This window comes from Candidatus Symbiopectobacterium sp. (assembly GCF_020054415.1).
Classification (GTDB): Bacteria; Pseudomonadota; Gammaproteobacteria; order Enterobacterales; family Enterobacteriaceae; genus Symbiopectobacterium.
In genome coordinates, this window is the sequence record NZ_JAHWCO010000101.1 from 1 (window position 1) to 3568 (window position 3568).

The window sequence follows — 3568 nt, forward strand, 5'->3', positions numbered from 1 at the left end:
CTCAGGTGGGTGAAGCCATGGCCATGGTCAAAGCGCTTAACCTGATCACGCTATTAGGAATGCCGAACAGTATTCGCATCACGTAACAATCGACCCGTATGGGGCGCAGTCGTTACAAGTTCTGATTTATTCAACAAAGCCCGGGGAAACGCGTGATAGCAGGGATTTTTTTCAACAACGAATCACCGGCTTTGTTGAATAATAGGTAATCATGCTGTTTTTCCATGCCAGTTTTGGTTGAAAATGCTTCTCATCTCAGGTGTAGACTTTTCTCATGAGGCCTAACTGCATGATTTTACGTTGCGAGGATCCGTCGTTTCACTGGGCTGCCAGCATAAAATCTATTTATTCAACAAAGCCCCCTGATGTATGGTCAGGATGCTCATGCGTCAACAGTATCAGGATATCATTGATATCCTGTGATGTTAATAAAGCGCGTAGCTCATCACTCTGGTGCGGATCGATAACAATGGCTCGTCCATTATCTACGATGAAATACATATTGGCGTTAATATAAGGATAGACAAAACGCCTCACTGTCACGCCGTTAACCGTACAAGTATACATGTTAATTTAATTTTTCAATAATATCTTCACTCGAAACTAAATTGTCTGCTTTAACATCCTTCTTCAGAGTGAATCCTGCCAATTGCTCGATCCACTCAGGGGCGAGACCCGTTCCAGGACGTTTAACATCGAAATCTTCGATTTGCAGCTGATGTCCTGCCGGTAAATCTCGAACAAAAACTACACTACGACGCATCTTTTCACGCTGAGCCAATTCTAGCGCAGAAACGACGCGAGTTTCGCTTCCCATACTCAGATAAACATTATTAGATTGATCAACCAACTGTTTCATCTCATCCGGTTCAATGGCCATGTTGTTATCCATCCCCATTTTGGTTTTATCCAGAGTAAGATGCTTTTCAATGACCGTCGCTCCTAACGCAATAGATGCCGTTGGAATCTCTATATCTAATGTATGATCAGAAAAACCGACGGGATAATCTTTAAAAAGTGCTTTTAGACCTACAATATTATTAAGATTAATCGTTTCCGGTGCGGCAGGATAAATTGACACACAGTGCAATAGAATAATTTGTTGATTATTCTGTGATGTAATGGCGTCGACAGCCTTGTGCACTTCTTCGATATCGGCCATACCTGTCGATAAAATAATAGGAACTTGCTTACTCGCGATGTATTTAAGATAGGGATAGTTATTCACATCCTGCGAAGCTACCTTGATAAAAGGTACTCCACATTTATCTACAAGAAAATCCACTTCATACCGAGAATAAGGCGTTGATGCAAATGCAATGCCTACGCTCTGACAGTATTTTGCCAGTTCTAATAACTCAATTTCGGCAAGAGAGAATTTTGAAATGATTCTTTTTGCAATCGGATTACTGTCATAATAGTCCTTTGAATAGAGCGAATCAGCAGACCAAGACTGGAATTTCACACAGTCACACCCAGCCATTTTAGCGCTATCAATCATTTTCCGCGCTATTTCAATATCACCATTGTGGCTTGAGTTAACTTCAGCAATAAAATACGGTCGGTTCCCACTACCAATACACTTTCCATCTTTTAACAACACATCAGGCATAGCAGACCTCTTAGCTAAATTTTATTGATCGATAGGGTCAATGATCATTTCTGATAAAAACAACGTACGATCAAGAAATGGTGCCTGATCTTCCAGTGGACGCTGGACGAAACGACCTTTACTGGTGCGAACATACGATGTATTAATATATTCTTGATCCTCAGGGCACATGACCTCACAAATAACGGGGCCATCGTGACTCAGAACACGCTCTATTGCTTCATTAAGATCTACAGACGTTTCCACTTTTTCATAATGAATACCAAAACACAGGGCCACCTTTGAAAAATCTGGACATGACACCCCATTATCCGCATCGGTGCCAATGGTGCGCGTTCTGAATAAATCAACCTGCCGTTTTCTGATTACCGCGTAACAATTATTATTAGCTACAATGATTTTAATAGGCAACTGGTGGGGTGCTATTGTTTGCAACTCCTGCAAATTCATCATAATCGAGCCATCACCAATCACCGTAACCACTTGCTTATGGGAGCTTAAATAGGCACCGATAGCCGCAGGCAACGCGTAGCCCATAGCACCTTGAGAAGCAGGATGTAAGCATTTTTGTTGTTTCTGGAACGAGATGGTTGTCGGTAAAATCAACTCTTCCAAGCCTGAGTCAGTCACAAAAACTGCGTCATCAGCCAAATGTTCCGAAAGTACATCAGCTAAATAGTACAGGTCGATCTTGTCGCTTTTTGTATATTTTTCTTCGCACTTTGGAAATATTTTTTTGTAATGAAGGCATTTTTCAGCCCAATCACTCCAGGTAACAAGAATGTTTCTCTGATTGATTTTTTCTAAAAAAACGCTCGCGTCAGATAATATTAACTTTTCAACCTTCAAGTTATCTTTGTGAAATTCGTTTTCATCGATATCAACAGCAACAATACGCGCCGCACGAGCAAATTTTTCCGGATTAGATCCCGTAGTCATTGATGTCATGCGAGCGCCAATGATGACCAATAGATCAGAATTTTGCATAGCAAAATTTGCAGCCCGGTTGGTTGCCATTGTGCCTACAGCACCAATGGATAATTTATGCTCGGACTTATAAATATCTGTAGCTGATGCGCAATATACAACAGGAATCGACGTTTTTTCGATGAAATCACTGAAAAGTGATTGTGCTCCCGCCGAGCGAACACCGCTGCCGATGACCACAACAGGCCGCTGAGCGCCAGCTAACGTTTCGCACAGCCAATCAATATCTTCATGTGAGGCACTTAATTTAGCTTCAGTAGGTGTATAACGCTCAAGCTCCTCTTCCTCAACGCGCATATTCTGAATATCTAAAGGGATATCAATCCAAACAGGTCCTTTGCGTCCATGCTGTGCCATATAAAGCGCTTTATCCATTTCCACTGCAATTTGGGTTGGATCATCGATCATTACTGCATATTTGGTAATTGGTTTTACCAAACTAATGATGTCAGCTTCTTGCTGGCCATAGGTTCGTATGGGTAATCCTGTATAACCAACTGTTTCTTTTAAAGTATTCTGCCCAGAAATAATGACCATGGGAATATCATCTTGCCAGGCACATAGCACAGGGGTTATCGCATTCGTCGCTGCACAACCGGTTGATACCAAACAAGCCCCTAATACCCCATTCACTTGGGAATAGGCCATGGCTGCGTAAGCACCAGCCTGCTCATGGTGAACGCAAACACAGTTAAGTGCCTGATGCTTAGCTGCGGCATCAGATAAATACAGGACACCTCTACCGGTCACCATAAATAGATCGTTCACACCCGATTGGTGCAGCCGTTGCATCACATAATCAGAGACGCGCATAATGAGAAACTCCTACGAGGCTTTGTTGAATAAATAGAACTTTTGGGTAATCATCGGAGCAGATCACCACAGTTGTTTCAAAATCAGGTCTCCATGGCAAAACAAAATTTTAAAATCACCAACTGGCCCTCTTATAACAAGGCCCTCAAGCAGCGC

Annotated in this window: 3 protein-coding genes and 1 pseudogene; 1 reads left to right on the forward strand and 3 read right to left on the reverse strand. The window is 42.2% G+C overall.

Annotated features, from left to right (window positions below):
* Positions 1 to 86 (forward strand): annotated as a pseudogene (locus tag QZ506_RS03055) (lipoprotein); the annotation flags it as partial.
* Between the two features lie 259 nt (positions 87 to 345).
* Here QZ506_RS03055 and QZ506_RS03060 read toward each other — a convergent pair.
* Genes QZ506_RS03060 through QZ506_RS03070 form a run of 3 tightly spaced genes read right to left on the reverse strand, consistent with a single transcriptional unit; the run spans position 346 to position 3391 of the window.
* Entirely contained in the window at positions 346 to 543 is a 198-nt protein-coding gene (locus QZ506_RS03060) for an MBL fold metallo-hydrolase (protein ID WP_291968975.1), read from the reverse strand.
* Between the two features lie 25 nt (positions 544 to 568).
* Complete coding sequence (locus tag QZ506_RS03065; RefSeq protein ID WP_291968977.1) at positions 569 to 1612, reverse strand: N-acetylneuraminate synthase family protein; 1044 nt, start codon at positions 1610 to 1612, stop codon at positions 569 to 571.
* Between the two features lie 21 nt (positions 1613 to 1633).
* A complete protein-coding gene (locus QZ506_RS03070; protein WP_291968979.1) occupies positions 1634 to 3391 on the reverse strand; it encodes a thiamine pyrophosphate-binding protein in 1758 nt (585 codons plus the stop codon).
* Positions 3392 to 3568 lie beyond the last annotated feature (177 nt).